Consider the following 26,098-nt stretch of genomic DNA (forward strand, 5'->3'; position numbering starts at 1 on the left):
AAGGCATCGGGCCCGGAAGCTTAGGACCGGACCGCGAACCAATCGCCGCATAAGGTGTCCGCGTGGACCTCGACGCGTACGTGACCGCGCACGCCGGTGACTGGCTGCGTCTGGAGGAGTTGACCAAGCGCCGTCGTCTCACGGGCGAGGAGAGCGACGAGTTCGTCGACCGCTATCAGCAGGTCGCCACCCACCTGTCGGTCGTACGCACTTCTGCGCCCGATGCCGCGTTGGTGTCCTATCTGTCGTCGATCCTGGCGCGAGCCCGGATCCGCTCGATCGGCACCAAGGGCGCTTCGTGGCGAGGCGTGGGCCGATTCCTGACCGAACGCTTCCCCGCCGCGCTCTATCGGCTGCGCTGGTGGTGGCTGACCACGATGTCGGTGAGTTATCTGCTCACCGGCATCGCGATGTGGTGGCTGCTGCGGCACCCCCAGGTCGAGCAGAGCCTGCTCACGCCCGACCAGGTGGACCAACTGGTCAACCACGACTTCGAGAACTACTACTCCGAGAGCGCAGCCTCGCACTTCGCCTTCCAGGTGTGGGTCAACAACGCCTGGGTGAGTGCGCTGTGTCTGGCGTTCGGGATCCTCGGCGCGCCGGTGATCTGGCTGCTCTATCAGAACCTGCTCAACCTCGCGATCATGGGCTCGATCCTGATCCGCCACGATCACGGCGGGCACTTCTTCGGGTTGATCCTGCCCCACGGGCTGCTCGAACTCACCGCCGTCTTCGTCGCCGGTGGCGTCGGCCTGCGACTGTTCTGGTCGTGGATCAAACCTGGTCCGCTCACCCGGGTGCAGTCCGTCGCACAAGAGGGGCGTACGGCCGGCACGGTTGCGATGGGACTCGTGCTCGTGCTCTTCGTCAGTGGGCTGATCGAGGGCTTCGTGACGCCGTCCCCGTTGCCCACGTGGGCTCGTGTGGGGATTGGCATCGTGGCCGAGTTGGCGTTCTTGGCGTACGTCTTCACCCTCGGCCGCAGCGCTTATCTGGCAGGTGACACCGGCGATCTCGACGTGGAACTCTTGGAAGACCGGGTCGCCACCGCCCAATAGCTCTACAGCAGCCCTTGCCGCTTCAACATCAGGTAGTGGTCGGCCAACTTCGGCGGCAACGACTCCGCACTGGCATCGACCACGTCGACACCGAGCGTCTTGAGCAGATCGCCCGTCCTGCGCCGTCGCCCCAACACCTGTGCTGCTGCCGCCGCGTCGTACACCTGATCCACCGTCACGCGCGAGGCAGCCAACTCAGGCAGCGCGGGATCCTGCACCGAGGCGAGTACGACGCGATGGTGCGCCGTCAGGGTCGGCAACACCGGAAGCAACCCCTCTTCGATCGCAGCCGGCTCCAGCGGGGTCAGCAGCACCACGAGCGCCCGCTGGCGCCCCAACTGCTGCACTGCGGCAGCCAGCCCCGACCAGTCGGCCTCGGCCAACACCGGTTCGAGGTCAGCCATCGCGTCCTGCAGGTTCGACGTGACGTCACGCGAGCCCGCCGATCGCAGCCGCGACCGAACCCGCCGATCGCCTGCCACGAAGTCGATCCGGTCGCCTGCTCGCGCGGCCAGAGCCGCGAGCAGGAGTGCCGCGTCCATCGCCGAATCCAGCCGGGGCACGTCCTCGACGCGTGCGGCGGACGTACGCGAGGTGTCGAGCACCAGCACCACGCGCCGGTCCCGCTCGGGCTGCCAGGTGCGTACGACCACGTTGCGGCTGCGTGCGCTGGCGCGCCAGTCGATCGAGCGCACATCGTCGCCGCGCACATACTCGCGCAGTGAGTCGAACTCCGTGCCCTGACCGCGCACCCGGATCGCGGCGCGCCCGTCCAATTCGCGCAGCCGCTGCAATCGCGACGGCAGATGCTTGCGCGACTCGAAGGGTGGTAGCGAGCGTACGGCGCCGTCGATGTCCACCGTCGCCTGGCGAGCAGCCAGCCGCAGCGGACCCCACAGGCGCACGGTGACGCCGACTGCGCGCAGGTCGCCGCGACGGATCGGTGTCAGCATGGTCTCCGCACGCGTCCGACCGTGCGGCTCCAGGTCGAGTCTGTGCCGATTGCCGCTCGCGCCTGCGGTCGGCTGCCAGGCGTCACGCAGCAGGCCGCGCATGGACCGGTTGGTCGGGTTGTGGACGAGCAACCGGGTCGCGATCGGATAGCCCAAGCGGGTCTGTCCGACGGGAGGACGTTGCATCGCCAGGGACGTCGGTCGTGGCGCCAGCACCCAGTCGAGCAACGTCACCAGGGCGACGAGCAGCAGCCACAGCCACACCGTGCTCATGGCAGGGCGCAGCACCGCCGGGACAAGCCCGGCGAGCAGCAGCAGCGGCACTCGCCCGGAGATGATCAACGACAGCGCCTCATCGGGGGACCGGCACCGAGCCGAGCGCCGAGGACAGCACCTGGCTGACGTCCACGCCTTCGAGTTCGGCTTCGGGTCGCAACCCGAGCCGGTGCGCCAAGGTCGCCTGGGCCAGGGTCTTCACGTCGTCGGGCGTCACGAAGTCGCGACCGTTGAGCCATGCCCACGCCCGAGCCGTACGCATCAGCGCCGTCGCGCCTCGCGGGCTCACGCCCAACTCCAGCGAGGGTGAGATCCGGGTCGCGCGGGCGATGTCGACGATATAACTGACGACCTCCGGCGCCACCTGGACGGTCTTGACGGCCTGGCGACCCGCCTCGATGTCGGCCGGCCCGGCCACGGGGCGTACGCCTGCCCCCGCGATGTCACGCGGATCGAATCCCGCCGCGTGGCGCCGCAGGATCTCGGACTCCTCGTCGCGTCCGGGGATCGGCAGCACGACCTTGAGCAGGAATCGGTCGAGTTGGGCCTCGGGCAGGGGATAGGTGCCTTCGTACTCGACCGGGTTCTGGGTGGCCGCGACCAGGAAGGGCTGCGGCAATTGCCGGGAGACGCCGTCGACGGAGACGGTGCCTTCCTCCATCGCCTCCAGCAGGGCCGACTGGGTCTTGGGCGGGGTGCGGTTGATCTCGTCGGCAAGCAGCAGGTTCGTGAAGATCGGGCCCTCACGAAACGACAACTCGCCAGCGTGTGAATCGATCACCATCGACCCGGTGATGTCGCCCGGCATCAGGTCGGGGGTGAACTGCACGCGGCGGGTCTCGACGTCGAGAGCGCCGGCGAGGGTGCGTACGAGCAGCGTCTTGGCCACGCCGGGCACCCCCTCCATCAGCACGTGGCCGCCGCAGAGCAGGGCGACCAGGAGCCCGGAGACGGCTGCGTCCTGCCCCACCACGACCTTGGCGACCTCGGAGCGTACGGCGGCCAGCCGCTCACGCACCGGATCGGTCGGCAGACCAGTGTTTTCAGGTGTCTGGGTCATGAGCGGCGTACCTCTTTCTCCAACTCGGACAGAGCGTTGGCCAGACCGATCAGGTCGGCATCGGTGGATGGGACGGGAGCGGCGTCGTCGACCAGGAAGGTGACCTGCTCGAGCGGTCGGCCGGTGTGTCTGGACACTTCACGCAGGAGGGCCGCGACGTCGTCCAGGGGCAGGCGCAGATGTTCGGCGAGCGTACGACGGGTTGCGGCACGCAGTTCGCGCACGGCGTGCGTACGGTCGTGAGCGCGCCGATAGAGACGGCCGCGACTCTTGGTCGTCTCCACGGCCTTCACCACGACCGGGAGCGGCTCCACGGCCAGGCGACCCAGCCGACGGCCCTGCCACCACAACATCGCGAGCAGCGCCAGGGCGATCAGCCAGAGAGCCGGACGCAACCACTTCGGCAGGAGTGCGGCCAGCGTGCTGTCGCCGGAGTTCAACTTCTCCGCAGGGGAGGGGGCGTACCAGATCAGTCGGTCGCTCTGACCGAGCAACCGCAGACCGATCGCGGCGTTGTCGCCGTCGAGGATGTGGCCGTTCGCGATCACCGACGGCGCGCCCAGGAGCAGCAGGTTCGGCTCGGGTTGGGCCAGCAGCACGCCTGCGTCGGTGGCGAAGCAACCCTGATCGGTGTCGTAGACCGCGCTCTGGTCCGTCTCCAACCGCAGGTCCCCGAGGAGAGCTTCGAGTTCGGGGTCGGTGCAGTCGGAGAGTGCGCTGTGTCCGCTCCACGTGTTCACGCCGTTCGGCAGGTCGAGGTGCTCGGTCACCAGCGCGGTGGGAAGGACCAGGATCACCCGAGTCGAGGAGGTCAACTCGCGCAGTCTGTCGAGCGGACGCGTGCCGAGGTTCTCGGTGCCGGTGACGAGCACCGTGTCGGACGCGGACGGAGCGATCGACTCGACACCCTCGATCGTACGCACGATGTGGAGGTCGACGCCTTGGTCGCCGAGCACCTCGGCGATCGCCTTGGCGCCGGAGCGGGCCGGGTTGTCGGGGTCGAGTGCGGCGCTGGTTCGCGACCCGCCGATGAGCACCGCGAGGGACAACGCGAAGAGCAGGCCCGCGGCGATGAGCAGCGTCGTGCGGTGTCGTTGCCACCATTTCATCGCGCACCTGCCAGGGCGTCGTCCAGGGCCAGCATTCGGACCCCTTGCTCACGGATCGCTTCGCGGTGGCCGTACGCGATCAGGTCGAAGACTGCGCTGGCTTGTGACATCTCGACCCCGAGCGTGGGGAACTCGACAGCCACCGCCGCAGCGATCTCACGCGCGGTCGCACCGGGCAGGTCGTCCAAGCGGCCGGTCTCGATCTGGCGCAGGGCGGCGGCGCGATACCCCTCCAGGACGACGTCGTCCCAACGGCCGTCCGCCAGTGCGGCGTCGGCTGACGCGCGATGTTCGGCGGCCGTACGCCGGCCGTCCGCGAAGACCTCTGCCCCGCTGCCTCCCGACTTGCGCGCCGACCGGCTCGGCCGGGTGAGCAGGAAGGCAGTGCCCATCAGGACTGCCAGGAAGAGGATCAGGCCGAAGAAGAACAGCAGCGGCGGGGTGTTGCTTGCCGCGTCGATCGCCCGCAGCAGTGTGGTCTGCACCCACTGGATGAAGCGCGAGACGTACTCCTGATCGGCATATTCGGACTTCAACATCTCGCGACGCAGCAGCGAGCGCCCCTCGGCCCCGGACGGGTCGAGAGGCGGCTCGGCAAGCATCGCGAGCGGCCTCACGCGCGGGTGATCCCGGCGCGATTCATCAACTCCACGTCGAAGGCTTCCTTGCGGATCCGCAGGTCGAGGTATTGCAGCGCCGTCACGCTGCCGGTGAAGGGGGCGACGAACGCGGTGGTGATTACGGTGCTCACCGCTTGGGTGAGCATGAAGATCAGCAGGAAGTACTGCGTCGTCGCTCCGGCCATCATGCCCACCTGTCCCAGGAAGCTGAAGGGCATGGCCAGCATGCTGCTGGCGATCTGGGCGACGATCAGCGTCAGGACAGCGATGCCGAACGTACGCCAGAACGCGCGCGAAGCTCAGCGAGTAGCCGCGCCGGATCGCCTCGATGACGCCGATGGGTTCGAGCATCAGCGCCGGCACCGGCAGGTAGTAGAACCGGATCCAGAACCATGGCATGAAGATCAAGAACGCCGGCACGCTCACCGCGGCCCAGCCGGCGATCACCCACCCCGACGGGGAGGCCAGGATGACCAACGCCCACGCGCCGATGTAGACGGCCAAGATCAAGGTGGTCACGAAGCCGAGCAGCAGCGCCAGACCGATCAGGCGCCAGCGTTTGCCGGCGGTGGCGGCCCACGCCTCGCCGAGCGTCATCCGGCGCCCGACCGCCGCACCGGCGACGACGCGCGCGATCATCCCGGTGACCAGGATCAGGCCGAGGCTCTGCAGCACGGCGCCGAGGCCGAAGGAGCCCAGCGACGAGGCCATCCCGATGGCGTCGCGCTGACTGAAGTCGGTGGCTTCGGGGTCGATGCTCATGTCGAGGGCGAACGTCAAGATCGCGGTCAGTACGACGGGGATGGCCATCGCCACGCCCGCGACCAACACCGCAGCGCCGACGGTCGCCTTGGGGTTGAACCTGATGATCTTGAAGGCAGCGTCGTAGATGTCGCCCAGGGTCAGCGGTCGGAGCGGGATCGCGCCCGGCTTGTGGGCCGCCCCGGCGAACATGCCCGGCTGGTGGGCCCACGGGGGCAGGCCCGGTCCGGGCGGTTGCCCCCATCCCCAGGTCGATGGGGATTGATGGGTCGGCGGCAACGATTGCGGGTCCGAGGCCGATCCCGGTGCTCCGGGGGCGGGATACTCGTCGGGGCCGGTCATGCTCGCTATCCTTCCAGCCACGCTCAATCCGACACCTTTTCGGTGCGCTGAGATGGACGCCTCTTCTCGATTTGGTCTCCTCGTCCGGCTCTGCCAAGATTGCACGGTTGCTCCGGCAGGTGCCGGGGTGCGACGCACATTGACTGCTGAATCGCTTCTCCCGAACGAGATCGGTGGCTGACGTGCGCTCACCCCGATCTGGGCCATCAGTTTCACGGCCCGGGCCAAGCGATCAGCACAAACCCTTGTGTCTGGCGTCGCGGGCAACACGACCCGATTCCTGAAGAGGAAGACGCGGGCTCGTCGTGAGAAATAGCACGACACGCCCGACCGCGGGGGTCGGGAACTGGACACTTACGAGAAGGACGAGAGAGACAGATGGCGGGACAGAAGATCCGCATCAGGCTCAAGGCCTATGACCACGAGGTGATCGACACCTCGGCGCGCAAGATCGTGGACACGGTCACCCGTACGGGTGCGAAGGTCGCCGGCCCGGTGCCGTTGCCCACCGAGAAGAACGTCTATTGCGTCATCCGCTCGCCGCACAAGTACAAGGACAGCCGCGAGCACTTCGAGATGCGCACCCACAAGCGGCTGATCGACATCATCGACCCGACCCCGAAGACCGTCGACTCGCTGATGCGTCTCGACCTTCCGGCCGGTGTCGACATCGAGATCAAGCTCTGAGCTGGGCGAAAGAGATACTGAGATGGCTAAGACTCTGGAACGCAACGTGAAGGGCCTGCTGGGCACCAAGCTCGGCATGACCCAGGTGTGGGACGAGAACAACCGCGTCGTCCCCGTGACCGTCATCGCGGTGACCACCAACGTCGTGACCAAGATCCGCAAGCCCGAGACCGATGGCTACAACGCCATCCAGGTCGGCTATGGCGAGATCGAGGCGCGCAAGGTCACCAAGCCCGAGGCGGGTCAGTTCGCGAGCGCCGGTGTGTCTCCGCGACGCCACGTCGTCGAGATCCGCACCGCCGACGCCGCCGCCTACACCCTCGGCCAGGAGTTGGCCGTCGACACCTTCGCTGCTGGCGAGGACATCGACGTGACCGGCACCAGCAAGGGCAAGGGCTTCGCCGGCACCATGAAGCGCCACGGGTTCTCCGGTGTCGGCGCTTCGCACGGTGCTCACCGCAACCACCGCAAGCCGGGTTCCATCGGCGCCTGCGCGACTCCCGGTCGCGTCTTCAAGGGCACCCGCATGGCCGGTCGGATGGGCGGCGACACCGTCACCACCCAGAACGTCACCGTGCACGCGGTCGACACCGACAAGGGCATCGTCCTGATCAAGGGTGCCGTCCCCGGCCCCAAGGGCGGCCTCGTGGTGCTTCGCAGCGCGGCCAAGAAGAACCAGGAGGGCTGAGCGACATGGCTACCAAGTCCCTGTCCGTGGACTTCCCCGCCGAGATCTTCGGCGTCGAGGTCAACGTGCCCCTAATCCACCAGGTCGTCGTGGCCCAGCAGGCCGCGGCCCGCCAGGGCACGCACGCCACCAAGACCCGCGGCGAGGTCCGCGGTGGTGGCCGCAAGCCGTACAAGCAGAAGGGCACCGGTCGCGCTCGCCAGGGCTCGACCCGCGCTCCGCAGTTCGCCGGTGGTGGCACCGTCCACGGCCCGCAGCCGCGCAACTACAGCCAGCGGACCCCCAAGAAGATGATCGCCGCCGCGCTTCGTGGCGCGCTCTCCGATCGGGCGGCCAACGGCCGGATCCACGTCGTGGACTCGCTGGCCGGTGGCGACAAGCCGTCGACCAAGGCCGCGCTGAGCACGCTGTCGGGTCTGTCCGAGCGTACGAAGTTCCTGGTCGTGCTGGAGCGTTCCGACGCGTTGACCTGGCTCTCGCTGCGTAACGCGCCGGAGGTCCACATCGTCGCGGTCGACCAGCTCAACACCTACGACGTCTTGTGCGCCGAGGACCTGGTCTTCACCAAGGGTGCGTACGACGCGTTCGTCGCCAAGGCCTCCGGCACCGCCAAGGCTGAGAAGCCCGCCAAGGCCGCCGAGCCCCAGGTCGCCGCGTTCGCCGACGTGGCTGCCGACGACGAGCCCCAGTTCGAGGGCGCTGTCAAGGCCGGCGCCGAGGGCGAAGGCCCCGAGGGCTACGAGATCAAGGGCAACGCCCAGTCGATGAAGTACCACGCCCCCGGCGGTCGTTGGTACGACGCGACAGTCGCGGAGTACTGGTTCAAGACCGCGGCCGAGGCCGAGGCCGCCGGCTTCGTCGAGGCCGGCTCCAAGGCTTCGATCGAGCAGAGCCACGCTGAGGAGGACGACAAGTGAGCACCCTGCACAAGGACCCGCGCGACATTCTGCTTGCGCCCGTCGTGTCGGAGAAGAGCTACGGCCTCCTCGACGCCAACAAGTACACCTTCCTCGTCCGTCCGGACGCCAACAAGACCGAGATCAAGATCGCGGTCGAGAAGGTGTTCAACGTCAAGGTCACCTCGGTGAACACGATCAACCGCCAGGGCAAGACGCGCCGTACGCGCAACGGCCTGGGCAAGCGCAAGGACACCAAGCGCGCGATCGTGAGCCTCGCCGAGGGTCACCGCATCGACATCTTCGGCCCCGTTAGCTGACCGGGTCATACGAAGGACTGATTGAACAATGGCTATCCGCAAGTACAAGCCGACCACCCCGGGCCGTCGTGGCTCCTCGGTGGCCGACTTCGTCGAGATCACCCGGACCACGCCGGAGAAGTCGCTGACGCGTCCGCTGCCCAAGAAGGGCGGCCGCAACAACCAGGGCCGGATCACCACCCGGCACCAAGGTGGCGGTCACAAGCGGGCCTACCGCGTCATCGACTTCCGTCGCTATGACAAGGACGGCGTCCCGGCCAAGGTCGCGCACATCGAGTACGACCCCAACCGCACCGCGCGCATCGCCCTGCTGCACTACGCCGACGGCGAGAAGCGCTACATCATCGCGCCGAAGGACCTGACCCAGGGCACGCCCGTGGAGTCCGGCCCCAACGCCGACATCAAGCCCGGCAACAACCTGCCGCTGCGCAACATCCCCGTCGGTACGACCGTGCACTGCATCGAGCTGCGCCCCGGTGGCGGAGCCAAGATCGCCCGCTCGGCCGGTATGAGCGCCCAGCTCGTCGCGCGTGAGGGTTCGCGCGCCACGCTGCGGATGCCCTCGGGCGAGATGCGCTACGTCGACGTGCGCTGCCGCGCCACGGTCGGCGAGGTGGGCAACGCCGAGCAGTCGAACATCAACTGGGGCAAGGCCGGCCGGATGCGGTGGAAGGGCAAGCGCCCGACCGTACGCGGTGTCGTCATGAACCCGGTCGACCACCCGCACGGTGGTGGTGAGGGCAAGACGTCCGGTGGTCGTCACCCTGTCTCCCCGTGGGGCAAGCCCGAGGGCCGTACGCGCAAGCGCAAGGCCTCCGACTCCATGATCATCCGCCGCCGCAAGACCGGCAAGAAGCGCTGAGGATAAGGAACGAAGATGCCTCGCAGTCTGAAGAAGGGCCCCTTCGTCGACGGCCATCTGCAAAAGAAGGTCGACGCGGAGAACGAGAAGGGCACGCACAACGTCATCAAGACGTGGTCGCGCCGCTCCATGATCGTGCCGGACATGATCGGTCACACGATCGCCGTGCACGACGGCCGCAAGCACGTGCCGGTGTTCGTGACCGACTCCATGGTCGGCCACAAGTTGGGTGAGTTCGCGCCCACCCGCACCTACCGCGGACACGTCAAGGAAGACCGGAAGGGACGTCGTCGCTGATGGCTACCACCGAACGCAACCGTACGAGCGCTCGTCGCGAGACGCTGCTGGGCGACGCGCCCGGCGCCTTCGCCAGTGCCCGCTACCAGCGCATCTCGCCGATGAAGGCCCGCCGTGTCGTCGACATGGTCCGCGGCCTGCCCGTCGACGAGGCCCTGGTGCTGCTCTCCTTCGCCCCGCAGGCGGCGTCGGAGACCGTGTTCAAGGTGCTGGAGAGCGCCGTCGCGAACGCGGAGAACACCGAGGACCTCAACCGGGCCGACCTGGTCGTCTCGGTCGCGATGGTCGACGAGGGGCCCACCATGAAGCGGTGGCGTCCGCGCGCCCAGGGTCGCGCCACGCGGATCAACAAGCGCACCAGCCACATCACGCTGGCCGTTCAGCCGGCCGACGTCGTGGTGGCGAGCAAGCAGAAGAAGGGGAAGGACGCCTGATGGGCCAGAAGATCAACCCGAACGGGTTCCGGCTCGGCATCTCCACCGACCACAAGAGCCGTTGGTACGCCGACAAGCTCTACAAGAGCTACGTCGGTGAGGACGTCGCGATCCGCAAGCTGCTCAGCAAGGGCATGGAGCGCGCCGGCATCGCCAAGGTCGAGATCGAGCGCACCCGCGACCGCGTACGCGTGGACATCCACACGGCACGTCCGGGCATCGTGATCGGCCGTCGTGGCGCCGAGGCCGACCGCATCCGCGGCGAACTCGAGAAGCTCACGGGCAAGCAGGTTCAGCTCAACATCCTCGAGGTCAAGAACCCCGAGATCGACGCCCAGCTCGTCGCTCAGGGCGTGGCCGAGCAGTTGTCGGGCCGGGTCCAGTTCCGTCGCGCGATGCGCAAGGCGATGCAGACCTCGATGCGCTCGGGTGCCAAGGGCATCCGGATCCAGTGCTCGGGTCGTCTCAACGGCGCCGAGATGTCGCGTACGGAGTTCTACCGCGAAGGTCGAGTTCCGCTGCACACCCTGCGCGCCGACATCGACTACGGCTTCTACGAGGCCAAGACCACCTTCGGCCGCATCGGCGTGAAGGTCTGGATCTACAAGGGTGAGGTTGCCGGCACGCGCGCCGAGCGCCAGGCGCAGGCTGCTGCTCGCGCCGGTGCTCCCGGCCGTTCCGGTCGTCCCACCCGTGGCGGCGAGCGTCCCAACCGCGGCACCCGTGGCCAGCGCGACGACGCTCCCGCCGACTCCACTGCTACCCAGGGTGCGACCGAGGCTGCCGCGACCGGCGCCGAGGCCGCACCGAACACCCAGGAGGGCTGACCCATGTTGATGCCCCGTCGGATCAAGCACCGCAAGCAGCACCACCCCAAGCGCCGCGGCGCTGCCAAGGGTGGCACCTCGCTGGCCTTCGGTGACTTCGGCATCCAGGCGGTCGAGGGCCACTACGTGACCAACCGCCAGATCGAGTCCGCTCGTATCGCCATGACCCGTCACATCAAGCGTGGCGGCAAGGTGTGGATCAACATCTACCCCGACCGTCCGCTCACCAAGAAGCCGGCCGAAACCCGCATGGGTTCCGGAAAGGGTTCGCCAGAGTGGTGGATCGCCAACGTCAAGCCCGGCCGCGTCATGTTCGAGCTTTCCGGTGTCGACGAGACCACCGCCCGTGAGGCGATGCGTCGCGCGATGCACAAGCTCCCCATGAAGTGCCGCTTCGTCACCCGTGAGGCAGGTGAGTTCTGATGGCTACCGATGCCACCAAGGCCCACGAGCTCGATGAGCTCAACGGTGCCGACCTCGAGGCCAAGCTGCGCGAGGCCAAGGAGGAGCTGTTCAACCTGCGCTTCCAGGCCGCGACCGGCCAGCTCGAGAGCCACGGCCGTCTGCGCACGGTCAAGAAGGACATCGCCCGGATCTACACCGTCGTACGCGAGCGCGAGCTCGGCATCCGTACGGCTCCGGGCAGCGAGAAGGAGAACGCATGAGCGAGAACGCCGTGGACACCACCCCACGCAACCAGCGCAAGACCCGTGAGGGCGTCGTCGTCAGCGACAAGATGGACAAGACCATCGTCGTGGTCGTGGAGGACCGTGTGAAGCACGCCCTGTACGGCAAGGTCATGCGCAAGTCCTCACGCCTGCACGTGCACGACGAGAACAACGACTGCGGCATCGGTGACCGCGTGCTGGTCATGGAGACCCGCCCGCTGTCGGCGACCAAGCGCTGGCGCCTCGTCGAGATCCTCGAACGCGCGAAGTGATCGCCGCGGGCGTGGCCCGCGACGTACACCTCGAGCAACAACCACACCAGTTCGGCAAGGCTCAGCGAGCGAGACTCACTGAGAACCGGCACGACAACCAGGAGAAACAATGATTCAGCAGGAGTCGCGGCTCAAGGTCGCCGACAACACGGGTGCCAAGGAGATCTTGTGCATCCGCGTTCTCGGTGGCTCCGGCCGTCGCTACGCCGGGATCGGCGACATCATCGTCGCCACCGTCAAGGACGCGATCCCGGGTGGCAACGTCAAGAAGGGTGACGTCGTCAAGGCGGTCGTCGTCCGCACCGTCAAGGAGCGCCGTCGTGCCGACGGTTCCTACATCCGCTTCGACGAGAACGCCGCCGTCATCCTCAAGAACGACGGCGAGCCCCGTGGCACGCGCATCTTCGGCCCCGTCGGCCGTGAGCTGCGCGAGAAGCGGTTCATGAAGATCATCTCGCTGGCACCCGAGGTGCTGTGATGGGGAAGAGCGTGAACATCAAGAAGGGCGACGAGGTCGTCGTCATCTCCGGCAAGGACAAGGGCGCCAAGGGCAAGGTGATCCAGGTCCTGCGTGAGCAGGAGCGGGTCATCGTCGAGGGCGTCAACCGCGTCAAGAAGCACACCAAGTCGATCCAGCAAAGCGGTGGCAACACCGGCGGGATCATCACCACCGAGGCCCCGATCCACGTGTCCAACGTGATGCTGGTCGAGGGCGACGGCGTGACCCGCGTCGGCTTTAAGCGTGAAGAGGTGCTCAAGCGCCGTCCCGACGGGTCGCAGTACGCCGCCGAGCGCAGCGTGCGCATCTCCCGCAAGACCGGGAAGGAGATCTGACATGACTGACACCACTGTCGAGACCGACACCACCGAAGCTCCCGCAGCGGAGGAGAAGGTGACGCCGCGTCTGAAGACGCGCTACCGCGAGGAGATCATCCCCGCGCTCAAGAGCGAGTTCGAGATCGCGAACATCATGCAGGTCCCCGGTCTGGTGAAGATCGTGGTCAACATGGGTGTCGGCGACGCCGCCAAGGACTCCAAGCTGATCGAGGGCGCGATCAAGGACCTGACCGTCATCACCGGTCAGAAGCCGATGGTCACCAAGGCTCGCAAGTCCATCGCCCAGTTCAAACTGCGTGAGGGCATGCCGATCGGCGCGCACGTCACCATGCGTGGCGACCGGATGTGGGAGTTCCTCGACCGACTGCTGTCACTCGCGCTCCCGCGCATCCGTGACTTCCGTGGTCTCAACCCCAACCAGTTCGATGGCAACGGCAACTACACCTTCGGTCTCACCGAGCAGGTCATGTTCCACGAGATCGACCAGGACAAGCTGGACCGGTCGCGAGGCATGGACATCACCGTCGTGACGACCGCGACCAACGACGACCAGGGCCGCGCGCTGCTCAAGCAGCTCGGCTTCCCGTTCAAGGAGAACTGAGCGATGACGAAGTCGAGCGGGTTCGAGTTGAACCTTCAGCACAGCAAGGAGAACTGATATGGCGAAGACCGCTCTGAAGGTCAAGGCCGCCCGCAAGCCCAAGTTCGCGGTGCGCGCCTACACCCGCTGCCAGCGCTGTGGCCGGCCCAAGGCCGTCTACCGCAAGTTCGGCCTGTGCCGCATCTGCCTTCGCGAGATGGCGCACCGCGGCGAGCTGCCCGGCGTGACCAAGTCCTCCTGGTGAGCATCCGCCACCATCACTGACCGCTGCAGGTCCGTGGCCCGTCCCGGGTGCGGAAACCGCAGCAGAGAGAGAAGCAACACCCATGACGATGACTGACCCGATCGCAGACATGCTTACGCGTCTGCGCAACGCCAACTCGGCGTATCACGACGAGGTCTCGATGCCGTTCAGCAAGCTGAAGGCCGGCGTCGCCGAGATCCTCAAGCAGGAGGGCTACATCACCTCCTTCGACGTCCAGGAGCCCGCCGAGGGTGAAGTGGGCAAGACCCTGCACATCACCTTGAAGTACGGCCGCAACCGCGAGCGTTCGATCGCGGGTGTGCGCCGCATCAGCAAGCCCGGTCTGCGGGTGTACGCCAAGTCGACCGCACTGCCGCGCGTACTCGGTGGCCTCGGCGTCGCGATCATCTCGACCAGCCAGGGCCTGCTGACCGACCGTCAGGCCAACCAGAAGGGCGTGGGTGGGGAAGTCCTCGCCTACGTCTGGTAAGCCCGAGGCGAGAGGAAGACGAAGCAATGTCACGTATTGGCAAGCTCCCGATCACGGTCCCGTCCGGCGTGGACGTGCAGATCGACGGCTCCGCGGTGACGGTCAAGGGCCCCAAGGGCACCTTGTCGCACACTGTCGTCAGCCCGATCACGGTGGAGCAGAACGACGGCGTTCTAGACGTCAAGCGTCCTGACGACCACCGCGACTCCAAGGCCCGCCACGGTCTGACCCGCACCCTGATCAACAACATGGTCGTCGGCGTCACCGAGGGCTACGAGAAGAAGCTCGAGATCGTCGGCGTCGGTTACCGCGTGCTGTCGAAGGGCCCCACCCAGCTGGAGTTCCAGCTCGGCTACAGCCACTCGATCACGTTCGATGCCCCCGAAGGCATCACGTTCGCGGTCGAAGGTCCCACCAAGCTCGGCGTCCAGGGCATCGACAAGCAACTTGTCGGTGAGGTGGCCGCCAACATCCGCAAGCTCCGCAAGCCCGAGCCGTACAAGGGCAAGGGCGTCCGGTACGCCGGCGAGCACATCCGCCGCAAGGTCGGAAAGGCTGGTAAGTAATCCATGGCTATCTCGCTGAAGAACCGCAAGCACACGGCGAGCCGGGTCAAGGCCCGTCTCAACCGTCAGGCCCGCGGTCGCAAGAAGATCTCCGGCACCGCCGAGCGTCCGCGCCTGGTGGTCACCCGGTCGGCCAAGCACATCTCGGTCCAGGTCGTCGACGACCTGGTCGGCAAGACGCTCGCGTACGCCTCCACGATGGAGTCGGACGTGCGGGGCTCCGAGGGTGACAAGACCGCCAAGGCAAAGCTGGTCGGCGGCCTCGTCGCCGAGCGCGCCAAGGCCGCGGGTGTCGAGTCGGTCGTGTTCGACCGGGCCGGCAACAAGTACCACGGCCGCATCGCGGCCCTCGCCGACGCCGCCCGGGAGGGCGGCCTGACCTTCTGACCGGCCCACAGGCCCATGTCAGCAAGAAACTAAGGAGAGAAGTCTCATGAGCGGAGCCCAGCGCGGACAGCGCGCGGGTGGCGAGCGCAGCGGAGACCGTCGCGGGGGACGTGACGGCGGACGCGGTGCTGAGAAGAGCCAGTACATCGAGCGTGTCGTCACGATCAACCGCGTCGCCAAGGTGGTCAAGGGTGGTCGACGCTTCAGCTTCACCGCCCTGGTCATCGTCGGTGACGGTGACGGTCTGGTCGGTGTCGGCTACGGCAAGGCCAAGGAGGTGCCGGCCGCGATCGCCAAGGGCGTCGAGGAGGCCAAGAAGCACTTCTTCAAGGTCCCGCGGGTCCAGGGCACCATCCCGCACCCGGTGCAGGGTGAGAAGGCTGCCGGTGTGGTCATGCTGCGCCCGGCTGCGCCTGGTACCGGTGTTATCGCCGGTGGCCCGGTGCGCGCCGTCTTGGAGTGCGCCGGCATCCACGACATCTTGAGCAAGTCGCTCGGATCGTCCAACCAGATCAACATCGTGCACGCGACCGTCGAGGCGCTGCGCATGCTTGAGGAGCCCGAGGCTGTCGCCTCGCGCCGCGGCATGCGTGTCGAGGACGTCGCACCGGCTGCGCTGCTCAAGGCGCAGCAGACAGGTGCCGAAGAGGCTGCTGCGGCCAAGGCCGCTGCCGTGGGGAGTGCTTCCTGATGGCACAGCTCAAGGTTCAGCAGAAGAAGTCGGCCATCGGCCGTCAGGCCAACCAGCGCGAGACTTTGCGCTCGCTCGGCCTGAAGCGGATCGGCGACGTCGTCGTCAAGGAGGACCGCCCGGAGATCCGCGGCATGGTCCAGACCGTGCGTCACCTCGTCACGGTTGAGGAGGTTGAGTGATATGACGCTCAAGTTGCACCACTTGCGTCCCGCCCCGGGAGCCAAGACGGCCAAGACCCGCGTGGGTCGTGGTGAGGGCTCGAAGGGTAAGACGGCTGGTCGTGGCACCAAGGGCACCAAGGCCCGCTACCAGGTGCCGGCCGCGTTCGAGGGTGGTCAGATGCCCATCCACATGCGGCTGCCCAAGCTCAAGGGCTTCAAGAACCCGTTCCGGGTCGAGTTCCAGGTCGTCAACCTCGACAAGCTCGGGGAACTCTTCCCCGAGGGTGGCACCGTCACCATCGAGGACCTGGTCACCAAGGGCGCGGTTCGCAAGAACCAGCCTGTCAAGGTGCTCGGGACCGGCGACATCTCGGTGGCCGTCCAGGTGAGCGCGAACGCGTTCTCCGGCTCCGCCAAGGAGAAGATCGAGGCCGCTGGCGGCTCGGTCACCGTCGTCTGACGTCACGTTGCGATGAGGGTGCGTGCACCTCGAGGACCCTCGAGAGCACGCACCCTCTTTCGCCGTCCAGTGCCCTGTTAGGCTTCCCCGGGCTCACGCGAGCCCTGCCCCACCGAGGAGAAGGATCTCGTGCTCAGCGCTTTCGTCAACGCTTTCCGCACTCCGGACCTGCGACGCAAGTTGCTGTTCGTGCTTTTCATCATCGTCATCTTCCGGCTGGGATCGCAGATCCCCACGCCCAACGTCCACGTCGCGAATGTGCAAAAGTGCATCGACCTGGCCGCGCAGGGTGACAACGCCGGGCTCTACAACATGATCAACCTGTTCTCAGGTGGCGCGTTGTTGCAGCTGACGATCTTCGCGCTGGGGATCATGCCGTACATCACGGCCAGCATCATCTTGCAGTTGCTCGTCGTGGTGATCCCACGGCTTGAAGCGCTCAAGGAGGAGGGCCAGGCCGGGCAGACCAAGATCACCCAGTACACGCGCTATCTGACCTTGGGCCTGGCAGTGCTGCAGGCCACGGGCATCGTGGCGTTGGCCCGCTCTGGGCAGCTTCTCCAGGGCTGCAACGAGAACCTGTTGCACAACGACGGCACGGCCGCGTTCTTGACGATGGTCGTGGTGATGACCGCGGGCACGGCCGTGATCATGTGGCTGGGCGAACTGATCACCGACCGTGGCATCGGCAACGGCATGTCGCTGCTGATCTTCACCCAGGTCGTCGCGACGTTCCCCGCCTCGCTGTGGGGCGTCAAGAAGACCCAGGGTTGGGGAGTGTTCGCGATCGTGCTGGTGATCGGACTGATCATCCTGGCCGCCGTGGTCTTCATCGAGCAGGCCCAGCGCCGCATTCCGGTGCAGTACGCGCGCCGCATGGTCGGGCGCAAGATGTTCGGTGGCTCGTCGACCTACATCCCGCTCAAGGTCAACCAGGCCGGTGTGATCCCGGTCATCTTCGCCTCGTCGCTGCTCTACCTGCCGGCGATGGCGGTGCAGTTCAACCAGGGCAGTGACAGCAAGGTCCTCAACTGGATCTCGAACAACTTCGTGCAGGGCGACCATCCGCTCTACATGCTGACGTACTTCCTGATGATCATCTTCTTCACCTACTTCTACGTCTCGATCACCTTCAACCCTCAAGAGGTGGCCGACAACATGAAGAAGTACGGCGGCTTCATCCCCGGGATCCGGGCGGGCAAGCCGACCGAGAACTACCTGGCGTACGTGCTCTCCCGGATCACCTTCCCGGGCGCGCTGTACCTCGGTCTGATCTCCCTGATCCCGTTGATCGCCTTCGTGTTCATCAACGCCGATCAGAACTTCCCGTTCGGTGGAGTCTCGCTCCTGATCATGGTGGGTGTCGCCCTCGACACCGTGAAGCAGATCGAGAGCCAGCTCCAGCAGCGCAACTACGAAGGATTCCTGCGCTAATGCGTCTTCTCATCATGGGCCCTCCCGGGGCTGGCAAAGGCACCCAGGCCAAGACCGTCGCCGAGCGCTTCGGCATCCCGGCGATCTCGACGGGTGACATCTTTCGTCGCAACGTCTCTCAGGGCACCGAGCTCGGCGTCGAGGCCAAGCGCTATATGGACGCGGGCGAATACGTTCCCGACAGCGTCACCAACGCGATGGTGCGCGACCGGATCGCCGAGCCCGACGCGGCTGTGGGCTTCCTGCTCGACGGCTATCCGCGCACGCTGGCCCAGGTCGAGGAACTCGACGACATGATCGCGGCGACCGGCCACGCGCTCGACGCCGTGGTGGTCCTCACCGTCGATGACGAGGAGATCGTGCAGCGACTCCTGCAGCGCGCCCAGATCGAAGGTCGCGCCGACGACACCGAAGAGGTGATCCGGCGCCGTCAAGAGGTGTACGCCGAGCAGACCGCACCGTTGATCGATGTCTACCGTGATCGCGACCTGCTGGTCGAGGTTGACGGCATGGGTGAGGTGGCCGAGGTCACAGAACGGATCCGCGAAGCGCTGAACGCCGTCTCCGAGAGCTGATCCCCGTGGGGTTGCGCGATCGCGGGGTCCAGATCAAGACTGCGGAGCAACTCGACGTGATGCGTCGAGCCGGGCTCGTGGTCGCGCGCACGTTGGAGAAACTGCGCGGTGAGGTGCGTGCCGGAGTCTCCACCGCCGACCTCAACGCGGTCGCCGAGGACCACATCTTGTCGTCCGGCGCGACCTCGAACTTCAAGGGCTACCACGGTTTCCCGGCCGTGATCTGTACGTCTGTCAACGACGAGGTCGTGCACGGGATCCCAGGTGAGCGGGTGCTGGCGGACGGCGACGTGATCTCGATCGACTGCGGCGCGATCGTGGAGGGCTGGCACGGCGACGCCGCGCTCACGGTCGCGGTCGGCGAGGTGTCCCAGGACGTACGCGACCTGATGACCGTGACCGAGGAATCGCTGTGGGCGGGCCTGGCGGCCGTACGCCTAGGTGGGCGGGTTACCGACATCTCGCACGCGGTCGAGCGTCATGTTCGCGGGCGCGGGGCGTACGGCATCTTGGAGGACTACACCGGCCACGGCATCGGCACCGCGATGCACATGGCGCCCAACGTGCCCAACTACGGCAAGCCCGGACGTGGCGCGCGCCTGGTCAACGGCATCGCGCTCGCGGTGGAGCCGATGATCACCCTCGGGTCCAAGGAGACCGAGGTGCTCGATGACGACTGGACGGTCGTGACCGACGACGGGTCCTGGGCGGCGCACTTCGAGCACACCTTCGCGCTGACCCCCGCGGGAGTGTGGGTATTGACCGCCGAGGACGGTGGCGAAGCGCGGCTGCGCGAGCTGGGGGTCCCCTACGGCGGTCGTTGAGCGGACACGTGTCCGCTCAACCCCCGAATTGTCGCGTCCGTGACCTGGCGTGTCAGACTCTGCGCTCAGGAGGGGAGTATTCCCCCGCAGCGATGTCGTCAGTACGGTGGTGAGGGCCAGGGGCCACTCCCACCCGGTATCGCGGTCGGCGGTGTCGCCGGCGGAAGAGACCTCCGGAGCAAGCGGCGTGCTCGGCGCCGAACCTAAACCTCCGGAGGAGTATCTTCGTGGACGTGCCCACCTGGGTCTGGATCGCCACCGGCGTGGCGGCATTGGTCATCTTCACCTTCGATCTCGTGGTCGTGGGTCGCCAACCGCACGAACCGAGCATGAAGGAATGCTCGATCTATCTGTCGATCTACGTGTCCTTGGCGATCCTGTTCGGCCTGGGCGTCTGGTGGACCTCGGGCGGAACTCTGGCGCTGGAGTTCTATTCAGGTTGGCTGGTCGAGTATTCGCTCTCGATCGACAACCTGTTCATCTTCATCATCATCATGAGCAAGTTCGCGGTCCCGCGCGAACTCCAGCAGTACGCCCTGATGATCGGCATCGTGATGGCGCTGATCATGCGCGCGATCTTCATCGCGGTAGGTGCCGCGGCGATCAACAACTTCAGCTGGGTGTTCTACCTCTTCGGCCTGTTCTTGATCTACACCGCGGCCAAGCTTCGCCCGTGAGGGCGGCGAAGACGAGGACGAGTACGAGGAGAACAAGCTCGTCGCCTGGGTCGAGAAGCGCTTTCCCGCCACCAAGGAATGGCACGGCAAGCAGATCTTCACCTCCTCCGGCGGCAAGCGCCTGATCACGCCCATGTTCATCGTGATCCTCACGCTCGGCACCACCGACCTGCTGTTTGCTCTCGACTCGATCCCGGCGATCTTCGGCATCACCAAGGAGCCCTACCTGGTGCTGACGGCCAACATCTTCGCGTTGATGGGCCTGCGTCAGCTCTACTTCCTCATCGGTGGGCTGCTGCAGCGCCTGATCTACCTGTCGTACGGCCTGGCGTTCCTGCTGCTCTTCATCGGTGTGAAGTTGATCCTGCACGCGATGCACGAGAACGAGTTGCCCTTCATCAACGGTGGCAAGCACATCGAGTGGGCTCCCGACATCCCGATCTGGCTGTCGTTGGTGGTCATCGTCGGCACCCTGGCCGTCACCGCCGTGGCGTCGTTGGCGGTGTCGAGTCGGATGAGCAGTGCCGAGCAGGACGCGGCGACGGGTCCCAGACGCGACTGGGAAGACGACTGACCGAGGAGTGAGCCGGAGGTACGCCGAGCGTTGCGAGGTGTGCTGGAGGGGAGCCCCGCAGTGTCAGTCGTAATTCAAGACCGACTGACCGAGGAGTGAGCCGGAGGTACGCCGAGCGTTGCGAGGTGTGCTGGAGGGGAGCCCCGCAGTGTCAGTCGTAATTCAAGACCGACTGACCGAGGAGTGAGCCGGAGGTACGCCGAGCGTTGCGAGGTGTGGCGAGGGCGGGCCCCGCAGTGTCAGCAGGTGGGGGCGACGCGGCGTACGACCCGGGCGTCGGCCGCGGTGACCGGGAGGTCGTACGCTTTCGCGACCTTGAGGTAGGCCCGCAGATAGCGGCACCAGGTGCGGCGCCACGGTGGCATCCACTGCGCCGGAGTGGCGCCGAGCTTGGCCTGATTGGCCCGCGCGGAGACGGCCCAGAGTTCGCGCTCGACGTCGTTGGCGAAACGCACCCGGCGGCGTTGGGTCCAGGCCCAGGCGCCCTCGTGCCAGGCTCGGGAGAGCGGATAGACGTGATCGATCTGGATGAAGTAGCCGTCGTCGCGCCAGTTCAACCGCTCGCCTGTGTAGGGATCTCGCAACTTGGCCTGATAGATCCGACAGTCTGATCCCCAGCGCATCTCGATGTGGCGCATCTGGCGCAGGAGTACGTCCTCTCGCGTGGTGCAGCCGTTGTGCCCATAGGGGCCGGCGTGCGCGTCGGTCCAAGGTGAACCGAAGACGCAGGCGCCTGGGTCGCAGGACCGGTCGTAGCCCGGGTGGTAGCCGGGGGCGGCCACGATCCTGACTCGATCCAGCAGCGACAGCAGCGAGTCACCGGCTGGAGACGACGCCTGCGCGGGGTAGGCGCCCAGGCACATGGCCAGCGCGAGCACTGCTGCCAGCGCTCTGCGAGCGACCGAACTGGCGAGCATGGGCGGCATCGTACGTCCGCGTGTCGATCCAGGCGGTTCGACACCGCAGGGCCTGGCGAGGCGGACTCGATTTCTCCTGGCCCGGGAGTCACCCCGACAATGGAGCACGTGTTTCGGGTGAGGTTCGTGGGTTGGGTCGCGCTGTGCGCTGCCCTGTCCGGGTGCGCAGCAAGCGAACCGCTGACGCTCCCGGAATCCTCGACCGCGACCCCGTCGACCACGGCTGACCCGAGCGTGAACTCAGCGCGGCCGCAGGCCAACGGCGAGGGATCGGGTGGTCGGGCGCGAGATCGCCGCGACACCACGCAGCCTTCGGCGGTCTGGCCGATCTCCCGAGAACTCCGCGAGCGCGCCACCCGGTTGGGCATTCCCGCCGAAGCCCTCCAGGCCTACACCAGGGCCGCATGGTCGGTGCCCGACTGTCAGATCGGGTGGGCGACCCTGGCCGCCGTCGGACAGGTGGAGTCCGACCACGGGCGCATGGACGGAGACGCACTCGGTCGCGACGGTCGTCCCAGCCGCGACATCATCGGACCGCGACTGGACGGCCGCGGCAACTACGCCGCGATCCCGGCCACGTCGTACGGCACCAGCCTGCACGGCGACAACAAGTGGGAGCACGCGCTCGGACCGATGCAGTTCCTACCCGAGACCTGGCAAAGGTGGGGCGCGGACGGAGACGGGGATGGCGTCAAGAACCCCCAAGACCTCGACGACGCGGCGATGGCGAGCGCGGCCTACCTGTGCGCGTCGGGCGTGAGCCTGTACGACGGCTCGACCTGGGAGCGCGCGGTGTTGTCCTACAACAAGTCCGACGACTATCTGCGCAAGGTCTTCGACATGGCCGTGCATTACGCCGCGTTCGGCTGACGGCGCACCTTCTAGACTGATCCGGCACCCCCTGCCCGTGCTGGCAGGGGGGTTGTTGTGATGTCCCGCCTTCCCGAAGGAACCCGATGAGTCCGTCCCTGCTCTCTGTCACTGAGGTCGTCTGCGCCGGTCAGCCGCTGGCCGGTGCGCTGGCGGCTGCCGACAGTGGGGCGCGTACGACTTTGGACCTCACCGGCCCGGCCGCGATGTGGCCGTTCGTCACTGCTGGGCTGGCCGGAGTCGGGCGTACGGTCCTGGCGGTCACGGCCACCAGCCGTGAGGCAGAGGACCTGGTCGCCGCCCTCGGCGACGTCCTGGACTCCGACTCGGTGGCCTACTACCCGAGTTGGGAGACGCTCCCGCACGAGCGGCTGAGCCCGCGCAGTGACACGGTCGGGCGTCGTCTCGCGGTGCTGCGACGACTCAAGCATCCGGGCACGGCGCCCGGGTCAGGCCCGCTTCAAGTCGTGGTGGCGCCCGTACGTTCGGTGCTGCAGCCGCAGGTGAAAGGGCTGGCCGACCTGGCGCCCGTGGAAATCTCCACCGGCGACACCGTGGTGCTCGACGACCTGGTCGCGGCGCTGGCCGGGGCGGCCTATTCACGTGTCGACCTGGTCGAGAAGCGCGGCGAGTTCGCCGTCCGTGGTGGCATCGTGGACGTCTTTCCGCCCACGGAGGAACACCCGCTGCGAGTGGAGTTCTGGGGAGATGAGATCGAGGAGATTCGCTCGTTCTCGGTCGCCGATCAGCGCACCTTGGAGTCGGTTCAGCGGCTGTGGGCGCCGCCGTGTCGCGAGTTGTTGCTGACCGACGACGTACGCCAACGAGCCGCGGAGATCGGCCAGGCGCATCCGCAGCTGCTCGACATCAGCGACCGGTTGGCGCAAGGCATCGCGGTCGAGGGGATGGAGTCGTTGGCGCCGGCGCTGGTCGACGACATGGAGTTGTTGCTCGATCTGCTGCCCGAGAGCACGCACGTGCTGATGCTGGAACCCGAACGCGTACGCGCCCGCGCTCACGACCTGGTTGCGACCAGCGAGGAGTTCCTGGGCGCGTCGTGGGCTGCGGCAGCCGGTGGGGGACAGGCCCCGATCGACCTGCAGGCTGCCTCGTTCCACTCCCTGGCGGACGTACGCCTGCACGGGCTTGAGCGCGGTCTGAGTTGGTGGTCGATCAGCCCGTTCGGACTCGATGACGAGACGCCCGCCGGTGACGCCGATATCGCGGTCGAGGTGCTGCCGCAGCGGGCGGCGCCGGCGTACGCCGGAGACCTGCCCAGGGCCGTTGCGGACCTCACCCACTGGCGAGCCGAGGGCTATCGGATCCTGATCACGCACCCGGGCCACGGTCCTGTGCAGCGCACCATCGAGGTGCTCGGCGAGCACGATCTGCCCGCCCGTCAGGGCGATCTGCCCGAGGTGGCCGACGGCGTGGTCTCGGTGACGACGGCCGAGTTGGCGCACGGCTTCGTCGACGACCGGGCCAAGCTGGTGCTGCTCACCGGCGACGACATCTCCGGGCAGCGTTCGACTACGCGCGACATGCGCGCGATGCCGGCGCGTCGCAAGCGCACCATCGACCCGCTCGAACTCAAGCCCGGCGACTACGTCGTGCATGAGCAGCACGGTGTCGGTCGGTTCGTGGAGATGCGCCAGCGTGAGGCTGCGGGTGCGACCCGTGAATATCTGGTGATGGAGTACGGCGCGGCCAAGCGCGGCGCGCCCCCCGACCGGCTCTTCGTACCCGCGGACTCCCTCGACCAGGTCACGCGCTATGTCGGGGGTGAGCAGCCCAGTCTCGACCGGCTCGGAGGCGCCGACTGGTCCAAGCGCAAGAACAGGGCCCGCAAGGCCGTACGCGAGATCGCCGCCGAGTTGATCAAGCTCTATGCGGCACGTCAGGCCACCAAGGGTCATGCGTTCGGGCCCGACACGCCATGGCAGGGCGAGTTGGAGGACGCGTTCCCGTTCACCGAGACACCCGATCAACTCAGCACCGTCGAGGAGGTCAAGGCCGACATGCGCCGCGCGGTGCCGATGGACCGTCTGGTGTGCGGCGACGTGGGCTACGGCAAGACCGAGATCGCCGTACGCGCGGCGTTCAAGGCGGTGCAGGACGGCAAACAGGTCGCGGTGCTGGTGCCCACGACGCTGCTGGTCACTCAGCACACCTCGACCTTCGCCGAGCGGATGAGCGCCTTCCCGGTGGTGATCAAACCGCTGAGCCGCTTCCAGAGCGACAGGGAGGCCCGCGAGGTCATCGCGGGTCTGGCCGACGGCTCGATCGACATCGTGGTGGGCACCCACCGGTTGCTCAACCCGGACATCAAGGTCAAGGACCTCGGCCTGATCATCGTCGACGAGGAGCAGCGCTTCGGTGTCGAGCACAAGGAGCAGATGAAGCGGCTGCGCACGTCGGTGGACGTGCTCTCGATGAGCGCCACCCCGATCCCGCGCACCCTGGAGATGGCGATCACGGGCATCCGTGAGATGTCGACGATCATGACGCCGCCCGAGGAGCGGCACCCGGTGCTGACCTATGTCGGGTCGTACGAAGACCGGCAGGTCACCGCGGCCATCCGACGCGAACTCCTGCGCGACGGGCAGGTCTTCTTCATCCACAACCGGGTGCAGTCGATCGAGAAGGCCGCGGCCAAGATCCGCGAACTCGTCCCCGAAGCGCGCGTCGCCACCGGCCACGGCCAGATGTCGGAGCACCAGCTCGAGCAGGTGATGCTCGACTTCTGGGAGAAGCGCTTCGACGTCTTGGTGTGTACGACGATCGTCGAATCGGGCCTCGATGTCTCCAACGCCAACACCATGATCATCGAGCGCGCCGACATGCTCGGCCTCTCGCAGTTGCATCAGTTGCGCGGCCGGGTCGGGCGCTCGCGCGAGCGGGCGTACGCGTACTTCCTCTATCCGCCCGAGAAGCCGCTCACCGAGACCGCTCACGAGCGACTCGCCACCCTGGCCCAGCACTCCGACCTGGGCGGCGGCATGGCGATCGCCACCAAGGATCTGGAGATCCGCGGCGCGGGCAACCTGCTCGGCGGCGAGCAGTCCGGCCACATCGCCGACGTCGGATTCGACCTCTATGTCCGCATGGTCGGGGAGGCGGTCTCGCAATTTCGCGGTGACGCCGAGCCCGAACTCAACGAGGTCCGCATCGAACTCCCGGTCGATGCGCATCTGCCGCACGACTACATCGAGTCCGAACGACTCCGCTTGGAGATCTACAAGCGCCTGTCGGAGGTCCGCTCCGACGACGACGTGGATCAGATCGCGGAGGAGTTGGAGGACCGCTACGGTCCCCAGCCCGAGACGGTGATCTCGCTGCTCCTGGTCGCGAGGTTCCGCGCGCGGGCACGGCAGGCGGGCATCGGCGAGATCACGATCGTGGGCAAGCACGTCCGGTTCGCGCCCGTGGACCTGCCGGAGTCACGAGTCGTCCGACTGCAGCGTCTCTACAAGGGCTCTCTGGTCAAACCGGCCACGTCGTCGGTGCTCGTACCCAGGCCGCAGACGGCCGTGATCGGCGGCAAGCCGATCCAGGGGGTGGCGCTGCTGCAGTGGGCTCGCGAGGTCATCGACACGATCATCGACCCCACCTCCTAGACTGAGCCCCGCACCGTCGCTGCGATCTCCAGGAGTTCT

Annotated in this window: 34 protein-coding genes; 29 read left to right on the forward strand and 5 right to left on the reverse strand. The window is 66.9% G+C overall.

Translation table 11 applies throughout. The annotated features are described in order from the left end of the window. Positions 1-62: 62 nt before the first annotated feature. A complete protein-coding gene (locus tag V9G04_14330; GenBank protein ID MEI2714430.1) occupies positions 63-1,058 on the forward strand; it encodes a stage II sporulation protein M in 996 nt (331 codons plus the stop codon). A gap of 2 nt (positions 1,059-1,060) precedes the next feature. On the opposite strand, the gene V9G04_14335 is transcribed toward V9G04_14330, so the two are convergent. The 4 genes from V9G04_14335 to V9G04_14350 are packed head-to-tail and all read right to left on the reverse strand — an operon-like array spanning position 1,061 to position 6,180. Further along, entirely contained in the window at positions 1,061-2,353 is a 1,293-nt protein-coding gene (locus V9G04_14335; GenBank protein ID MEI2714431.1) for a DUF58 domain-containing protein, read from the reverse strand. Positions 2,354-2,363: 10 nt separating this feature from the next. Beyond that, the gene (locus tag V9G04_14340) at positions 2,364-3,347 is read right to left on the reverse strand and encodes a MoxR family ATPase (protein ID MEI2714432.1); all 984 of its coding nucleotides are present in this window, start codon (positions 3,345-3,347) and stop codon (positions 2,364-2,366) included. Then, a complete protein-coding gene (locus tag V9G04_14345) occupies positions 3,344-4,456 on the reverse strand; it encodes a DUF4350 domain-containing protein (protein ID MEI2714433.1) in 1,113 nt (370 codons plus the stop codon). The genes V9G04_14340 and V9G04_14345 overlap by 4 nt, the downstream gene beginning before the upstream one ends. Next, entirely contained in the window at positions 4,453-6,180 is a 1,728-nt protein-coding gene (locus V9G04_14350; GenBank protein MEI2714434.1) for a DUF4129 domain-containing protein, read from the reverse strand. Before V9G04_14350 ends, V9G04_14345 begins: the two co-directional genes overlap by 4 nt. A gap of 378 nt (positions 6,181-6,558) precedes the next feature. Between V9G04_14350 and rpsJ the strand changes: the two genes are divergently transcribed. From rpsJ to V9G04_14480, 26 genes are all read left to right on the forward strand, one after another. Further along, a complete protein-coding gene (gene rpsJ / locus V9G04_14355; protein ID MEI2714435.1) occupies positions 6,559-6,867 on the forward strand; it encodes a 30S ribosomal protein S10 in 309 nt (102 codons plus the stop codon). 22 nt (positions 6,868-6,889) lie between these two features. Beyond that, complete coding sequence (rplC, locus tag V9G04_14360) at positions 6,890-7,555, forward strand: 50S ribosomal protein L3 (protein MEI2714436.1); 666 nt, start codon at positions 6,890-6,892, stop codon at positions 7,553-7,555. Between the two features lie 5 nt (positions 7,556-7,560). Continuing rightward, positions 7,561-8,472: a 50S ribosomal protein L4 gene (rplD, locus tag V9G04_14365; GenBank protein MEI2714437.1), complete on the forward strand. Its 912-nt coding sequence runs from the start codon at positions 7,561-7,563 to the stop codon at positions 8,470-8,472. Then, positions 8,469-8,771 (forward strand): 50S ribosomal protein L23, encoded by a 303-nt coding sequence (gene rplW / locus V9G04_14370; protein MEI2714438.1) that lies wholly within the window; start codon positions 8,469-8,471, stop codon positions 8,769-8,771. The genes rplD and rplW overlap by 4 nt, the downstream gene beginning before the upstream one ends. Before the next feature lie 28 nt (positions 8,772-8,799). After that, on the forward strand, positions 8,800-9,633 hold the full coding sequence (gene rplB / locus V9G04_14375) for a 50S ribosomal protein L2 (protein ID MEI2714439.1): 834 nt from the start codon (positions 8,800-8,802) through the stop codon (positions 9,631-9,633). Between the two features lie 15 nt (positions 9,634-9,648). Next, positions 9,649-9,930 carry a 30S ribosomal protein S19 gene (rpsS, locus tag V9G04_14380; protein MEI2714440.1) on the forward strand — a complete coding sequence of 94 codons (282 nt, stop codon included), beginning with the start codon at positions 9,649-9,651 and terminating at the stop codon, positions 9,928-9,930. Beyond that, the gene (gene rplV / locus V9G04_14385; protein ID MEI2714441.1) at positions 9,930-10,364 is read left to right on the forward strand and encodes a 50S ribosomal protein L22; all 435 of its coding nucleotides are present in this window, start codon (positions 9,930-9,932) and stop codon (positions 10,362-10,364) included. Before rpsS ends, rplV begins: the two co-directional genes overlap by 1 nt. After that, a complete protein-coding gene (gene rpsC / locus V9G04_14390; GenBank protein MEI2714442.1) occupies positions 10,364-11,191 on the forward strand; it encodes a 30S ribosomal protein S3 in 828 nt (275 codons plus the stop codon). The genes rplV and rpsC overlap by 1 nt, the downstream gene beginning before the upstream one ends. 3 nt (positions 11,192-11,194) lie before the next feature. Continuing rightward, positions 11,195-11,614 (forward strand): 50S ribosomal protein L16, encoded by a 420-nt coding sequence (rplP, locus tag V9G04_14395; GenBank protein MEI2714443.1) that lies wholly within the window; start codon positions 11,195-11,197, stop codon positions 11,612-11,614. Further along, a complete protein-coding gene (rpmC, locus tag V9G04_14400) occupies positions 11,614-11,856 on the forward strand; it encodes a 50S ribosomal protein L29 (GenBank protein MEI2714444.1) in 243 nt (80 codons plus the stop codon). Before rplP ends, rpmC begins: the two co-directional genes overlap by 1 nt. Beyond that, positions 11,853-12,131 (forward strand): 30S ribosomal protein S17, encoded by a 279-nt coding sequence (rpsQ, locus tag V9G04_14405; protein MEI2714445.1) that lies wholly within the window; start codon positions 11,853-11,855, stop codon positions 12,129-12,131. The genes rpmC and rpsQ overlap by 4 nt, the downstream gene beginning before the upstream one ends. A gap of 109 nt (positions 12,132-12,240) precedes the next feature. Then, positions 12,241-12,609, forward strand: a complete 369-nt coding sequence (rplN, locus tag V9G04_14410; GenBank protein ID MEI2714446.1) for a 50S ribosomal protein L14 — start codon at positions 12,241-12,243, stop codon at positions 12,607-12,609. Beyond that, positions 12,609-12,965, forward strand: a complete 357-nt coding sequence (rplX, locus tag V9G04_14415) for a 50S ribosomal protein L24 (protein MEI2714447.1) — start codon at positions 12,609-12,611, stop codon at positions 12,963-12,965. Before rplN ends, rplX begins: the two co-directional genes overlap by 1 nt. Before the next feature lies 1 nt (position 12,966). Continuing rightward, entirely contained in the window at positions 12,967-13,569 is a 603-nt protein-coding gene (gene rplE, locus V9G04_14420; GenBank protein MEI2714448.1) for a 50S ribosomal protein L5, read from the forward strand. Positions 13,570-13,627: 58 nt separating this feature from the next. After that, positions 13,628-13,813 (forward strand): type Z 30S ribosomal protein S14, encoded by a 186-nt coding sequence (locus V9G04_14425; GenBank protein MEI2714449.1) that lies wholly within the window; start codon positions 13,628-13,630, stop codon positions 13,811-13,813. Between the two features lie 82 nt (positions 13,814-13,895). Beyond that, positions 13,896-14,303, forward strand: a complete 408-nt coding sequence (gene rpsH, locus V9G04_14430; protein ID MEI2714450.1) for a 30S ribosomal protein S8 — start codon at positions 13,896-13,898, stop codon at positions 14,301-14,303. 26 nt (positions 14,304-14,329) lie between these two features. After that, complete coding sequence (gene rplF, locus V9G04_14435; protein ID MEI2714451.1) at positions 14,330-14,869, forward strand: 50S ribosomal protein L6; 540 nt, start codon at positions 14,330-14,332, stop codon at positions 14,867-14,869. A 3-nt stretch (positions 14,870-14,872) separates the two neighbouring features. Beyond that, positions 14,873-15,256, forward strand: a complete 384-nt coding sequence (rplR, locus tag V9G04_14440; protein ID MEI2714452.1) for a 50S ribosomal protein L18 — start codon at positions 14,873-14,875, stop codon at positions 15,254-15,256. A 46-nt stretch (positions 15,257-15,302) separates the two neighbouring features. Then, the gene (gene rpsE, locus V9G04_14445; GenBank protein MEI2714453.1) at positions 15,303-15,947 is read left to right on the forward strand and encodes a 30S ribosomal protein S5; all 645 of its coding nucleotides are present in this window, start codon (positions 15,303-15,305) and stop codon (positions 15,945-15,947) included. Next, a complete protein-coding gene (rpmD, locus tag V9G04_14450; protein MEI2714454.1) occupies positions 15,947-16,129 on the forward strand; it encodes a 50S ribosomal protein L30 in 183 nt (60 codons plus the stop codon). Before rpsE ends, rpmD begins: the two co-directional genes overlap by 1 nt. 1 nt (position 16,130) lies before the next feature. Continuing rightward, positions 16,131-16,571, forward strand: a complete 441-nt coding sequence (gene rplO, locus V9G04_14455; GenBank protein ID MEI2714455.1) for a 50S ribosomal protein L15 — start codon at positions 16,131-16,133, stop codon at positions 16,569-16,571. Between the two features lie 129 nt (positions 16,572-16,700). Further along, on the forward strand, positions 16,701-18,005 hold the full coding sequence (gene secY / locus V9G04_14460) for a preprotein translocase subunit SecY (GenBank protein ID MEI2714456.1): 1,305 nt from the start codon (positions 16,701-16,703) through the stop codon (positions 18,003-18,005). Next, positions 18,005-18,580 (forward strand): adenylate kinase, encoded by a 576-nt coding sequence (locus tag V9G04_14465; GenBank protein ID MEI2714457.1) that lies wholly within the window; start codon positions 18,005-18,007, stop codon positions 18,578-18,580. Before secY ends, V9G04_14465 begins: the two co-directional genes overlap by 1 nt. 5 nt (positions 18,581-18,585) lie before the next feature. After that, complete coding sequence (gene map, locus V9G04_14470) at positions 18,586-19,404, forward strand: type I methionyl aminopeptidase (GenBank protein MEI2714458.1); 819 nt, start codon at positions 18,586-18,588, stop codon at positions 19,402-19,404. Between the two features lie 227 nt (positions 19,405-19,631). After that, complete coding sequence (locus V9G04_14475; protein MEI2714459.1) at positions 19,632-20,081, forward strand: hypothetical protein; 450 nt, start codon at positions 19,632-19,634, stop codon at positions 20,079-20,081. 94 nt (positions 20,082-20,175) lie between these two features. Further along, positions 20,176-20,655 (forward strand): hypothetical protein, encoded by a 480-nt coding sequence (locus V9G04_14480; protein ID MEI2714460.1) that lies wholly within the window; start codon positions 20,176-20,178, stop codon positions 20,653-20,655. 239 nt (positions 20,656-20,894) lie between these two features. Here the strand turns inward: V9G04_14480 and V9G04_14485 are convergent, their stop codons facing one another. Further along, positions 20,895-21,572, reverse strand: coding sequence for an HNH endonuclease family protein (locus V9G04_14485; GenBank protein MEI2714461.1), 678 nt, complete (start codon positions 21,570-21,572; stop codon positions 20,895-20,897). A 234-nt stretch (positions 21,573-21,806) separates the two neighbouring features. On the opposite strand from V9G04_14485, the gene V9G04_14490 reads away from it, so the two are divergent. Continuing rightward, positions 21,807-22,442: a lytic murein transglycosylase gene (locus tag V9G04_14490; GenBank protein MEI2714462.1), complete on the forward strand. Its 636-nt coding sequence runs from the start codon at positions 21,807-21,809 to the stop codon at positions 22,440-22,442. Between the two features lie 86 nt (positions 22,443-22,528). Continuing rightward, complete coding sequence (gene mfd, locus V9G04_14495; protein MEI2714463.1) at positions 22,529-26,059, forward strand: transcription-repair coupling factor; 3,531 nt, start codon at positions 22,529-22,531, stop codon at positions 26,057-26,059. Positions 26,060-26,098 lie beyond the last annotated feature (39 nt).

This window comes from Nocardioides sp., assembly GCA_037045645.1.
Lineage (GTDB): Bacteria > Actinomycetota > Actinomycetes > Propionibacteriales > Nocardioidaceae > Nocardioides.

Excerpts from the sequence above, each read along its gene's own strand:
- rplV (MEI2714441.1), top strand. The coding sequence starts at position 9,930 with ATGGCTACCACCGAACGCAACCGTACGAGCGCTCGTCGCGAGACGCTG.
- rplP (MEI2714443.1), top strand. The coding sequence starts at position 11,195 with ATGTTGATGCCCCGTCGGATCAAGCACCGCAAGCAGCACCACCCCAAG.
- rplC (MEI2714436.1), top strand. The coding sequence starts at position 6,890 with ATGGCTAAGACTCTGGAACGCAACGTGAAGGGCCTGCTGGGCACCAAG.
- rplB (MEI2714439.1), top strand. The coding sequence starts at position 8,800 with ATGGCTATCCGCAAGTACAAGCCGACCACCCCGGGCCGTCGTGGCTCC.
- rplN (MEI2714446.1), top strand. The coding sequence starts at position 12,241 with ATGATTCAGCAGGAGTCGCGGCTCAAGGTCGCCGACAACACGGGTGCC.
- rpsH (MEI2714450.1), top strand. The coding sequence starts at position 13,896 with ATGACGATGACTGACCCGATCGCAGACATGCTTACGCGTCTGCGCAAC.
- rpsS (MEI2714440.1), top strand. The coding sequence starts at position 9,649 with ATGCCTCGCAGTCTGAAGAAGGGCCCCTTCGTCGACGGCCATCTGCAA.
- V9G04_14340 (MEI2714432.1), bottom strand. The coding sequence starts at position 3,347 with ATGACCCAGACACCTGAAAACACTGGTCTGCCGACCGATCCGGTGCGT.
- mfd (MEI2714463.1), top strand. The coding sequence starts at position 22,529 with ATGAGTCCGTCCCTGCTCTCTGTCACTGAGGTCGTCTGCGCCGGTCAG.
- rplE (MEI2714448.1), top strand. The coding sequence starts at position 12,967 with ATGACTGACACCACTGTCGAGACCGACACCACCGAAGCTCCCGCAGCG.
- rpsQ (MEI2714445.1), top strand. The coding sequence starts at position 11,853 with ATGAGCGAGAACGCCGTGGACACCACCCCACGCAACCAGCGCAAGACC.
- rplX (MEI2714447.1), top strand. The coding sequence starts at position 12,609 with ATGGGGAAGAGCGTGAACATCAAGAAGGGCGACGAGGTCGTCGTCATC.
- rplD (MEI2714437.1), top strand. The coding sequence starts at position 7,561 with ATGGCTACCAAGTCCCTGTCCGTGGACTTCCCCGCCGAGATCTTCGGC.
- V9G04_14350 (MEI2714434.1), bottom strand. The coding sequence starts at position 6,180 with ATGACCGGCCCCGACGAGTATCCCGCCCCCGGAGCACCGGGATCGGCC.
- rpmD (MEI2714454.1), top strand. The coding sequence starts at position 15,947 with ATGGCACAGCTCAAGGTTCAGCAGAAGAAGTCGGCCATCGGCCGTCAG.
- V9G04_14345 (MEI2714433.1), bottom strand. The coding sequence starts at position 4,456 with ATGAAATGGTGGCAACGACACCGCACGACGCTGCTCATCGCCGCGGGC.
- V9G04_14465 (MEI2714457.1), top strand. The coding sequence starts at position 18,005 with ATGCGTCTTCTCATCATGGGCCCTCCCGGGGCTGGCAAAGGCACCCAG.
- rplO (MEI2714455.1), top strand. The coding sequence starts at position 16,131 with ATGACGCTCAAGTTGCACCACTTGCGTCCCGCCCCGGGAGCCAAGACG.
- rpsJ (MEI2714435.1), top strand. The coding sequence starts at position 6,559 with ATGGCGGGACAGAAGATCCGCATCAGGCTCAAGGCCTATGACCACGAG.
- rpsC (MEI2714442.1), top strand. The coding sequence starts at position 10,364 with ATGGGCCAGAAGATCAACCCGAACGGGTTCCGGCTCGGCATCTCCACC.
- V9G04_14425 (MEI2714449.1), top strand. The coding sequence starts at position 13,628 with ATGGCGAAGACCGCTCTGAAGGTCAAGGCCGCCCGCAAGCCCAAGTTC.
- rplF (MEI2714451.1), top strand. The coding sequence starts at position 14,330 with ATGTCACGTATTGGCAAGCTCCCGATCACGGTCCCGTCCGGCGTGGAC.
- rpsE (MEI2714453.1), top strand. The coding sequence starts at position 15,303 with ATGAGCGGAGCCCAGCGCGGACAGCGCGCGGGTGGCGAGCGCAGCGGA.
- rpmC (MEI2714444.1), top strand. The coding sequence starts at position 11,614 with ATGGCTACCGATGCCACCAAGGCCCACGAGCTCGATGAGCTCAACGGT.
- V9G04_14485 (MEI2714461.1), bottom strand. The coding sequence starts at position 21,572 with ATGCTCGCCAGTTCGGTCGCTCGCAGAGCGCTGGCAGCAGTGCTCGCG.
- rplR (MEI2714452.1), top strand. The coding sequence starts at position 14,873 with ATGGCTATCTCGCTGAAGAACCGCAAGCACACGGCGAGCCGGGTCAAG.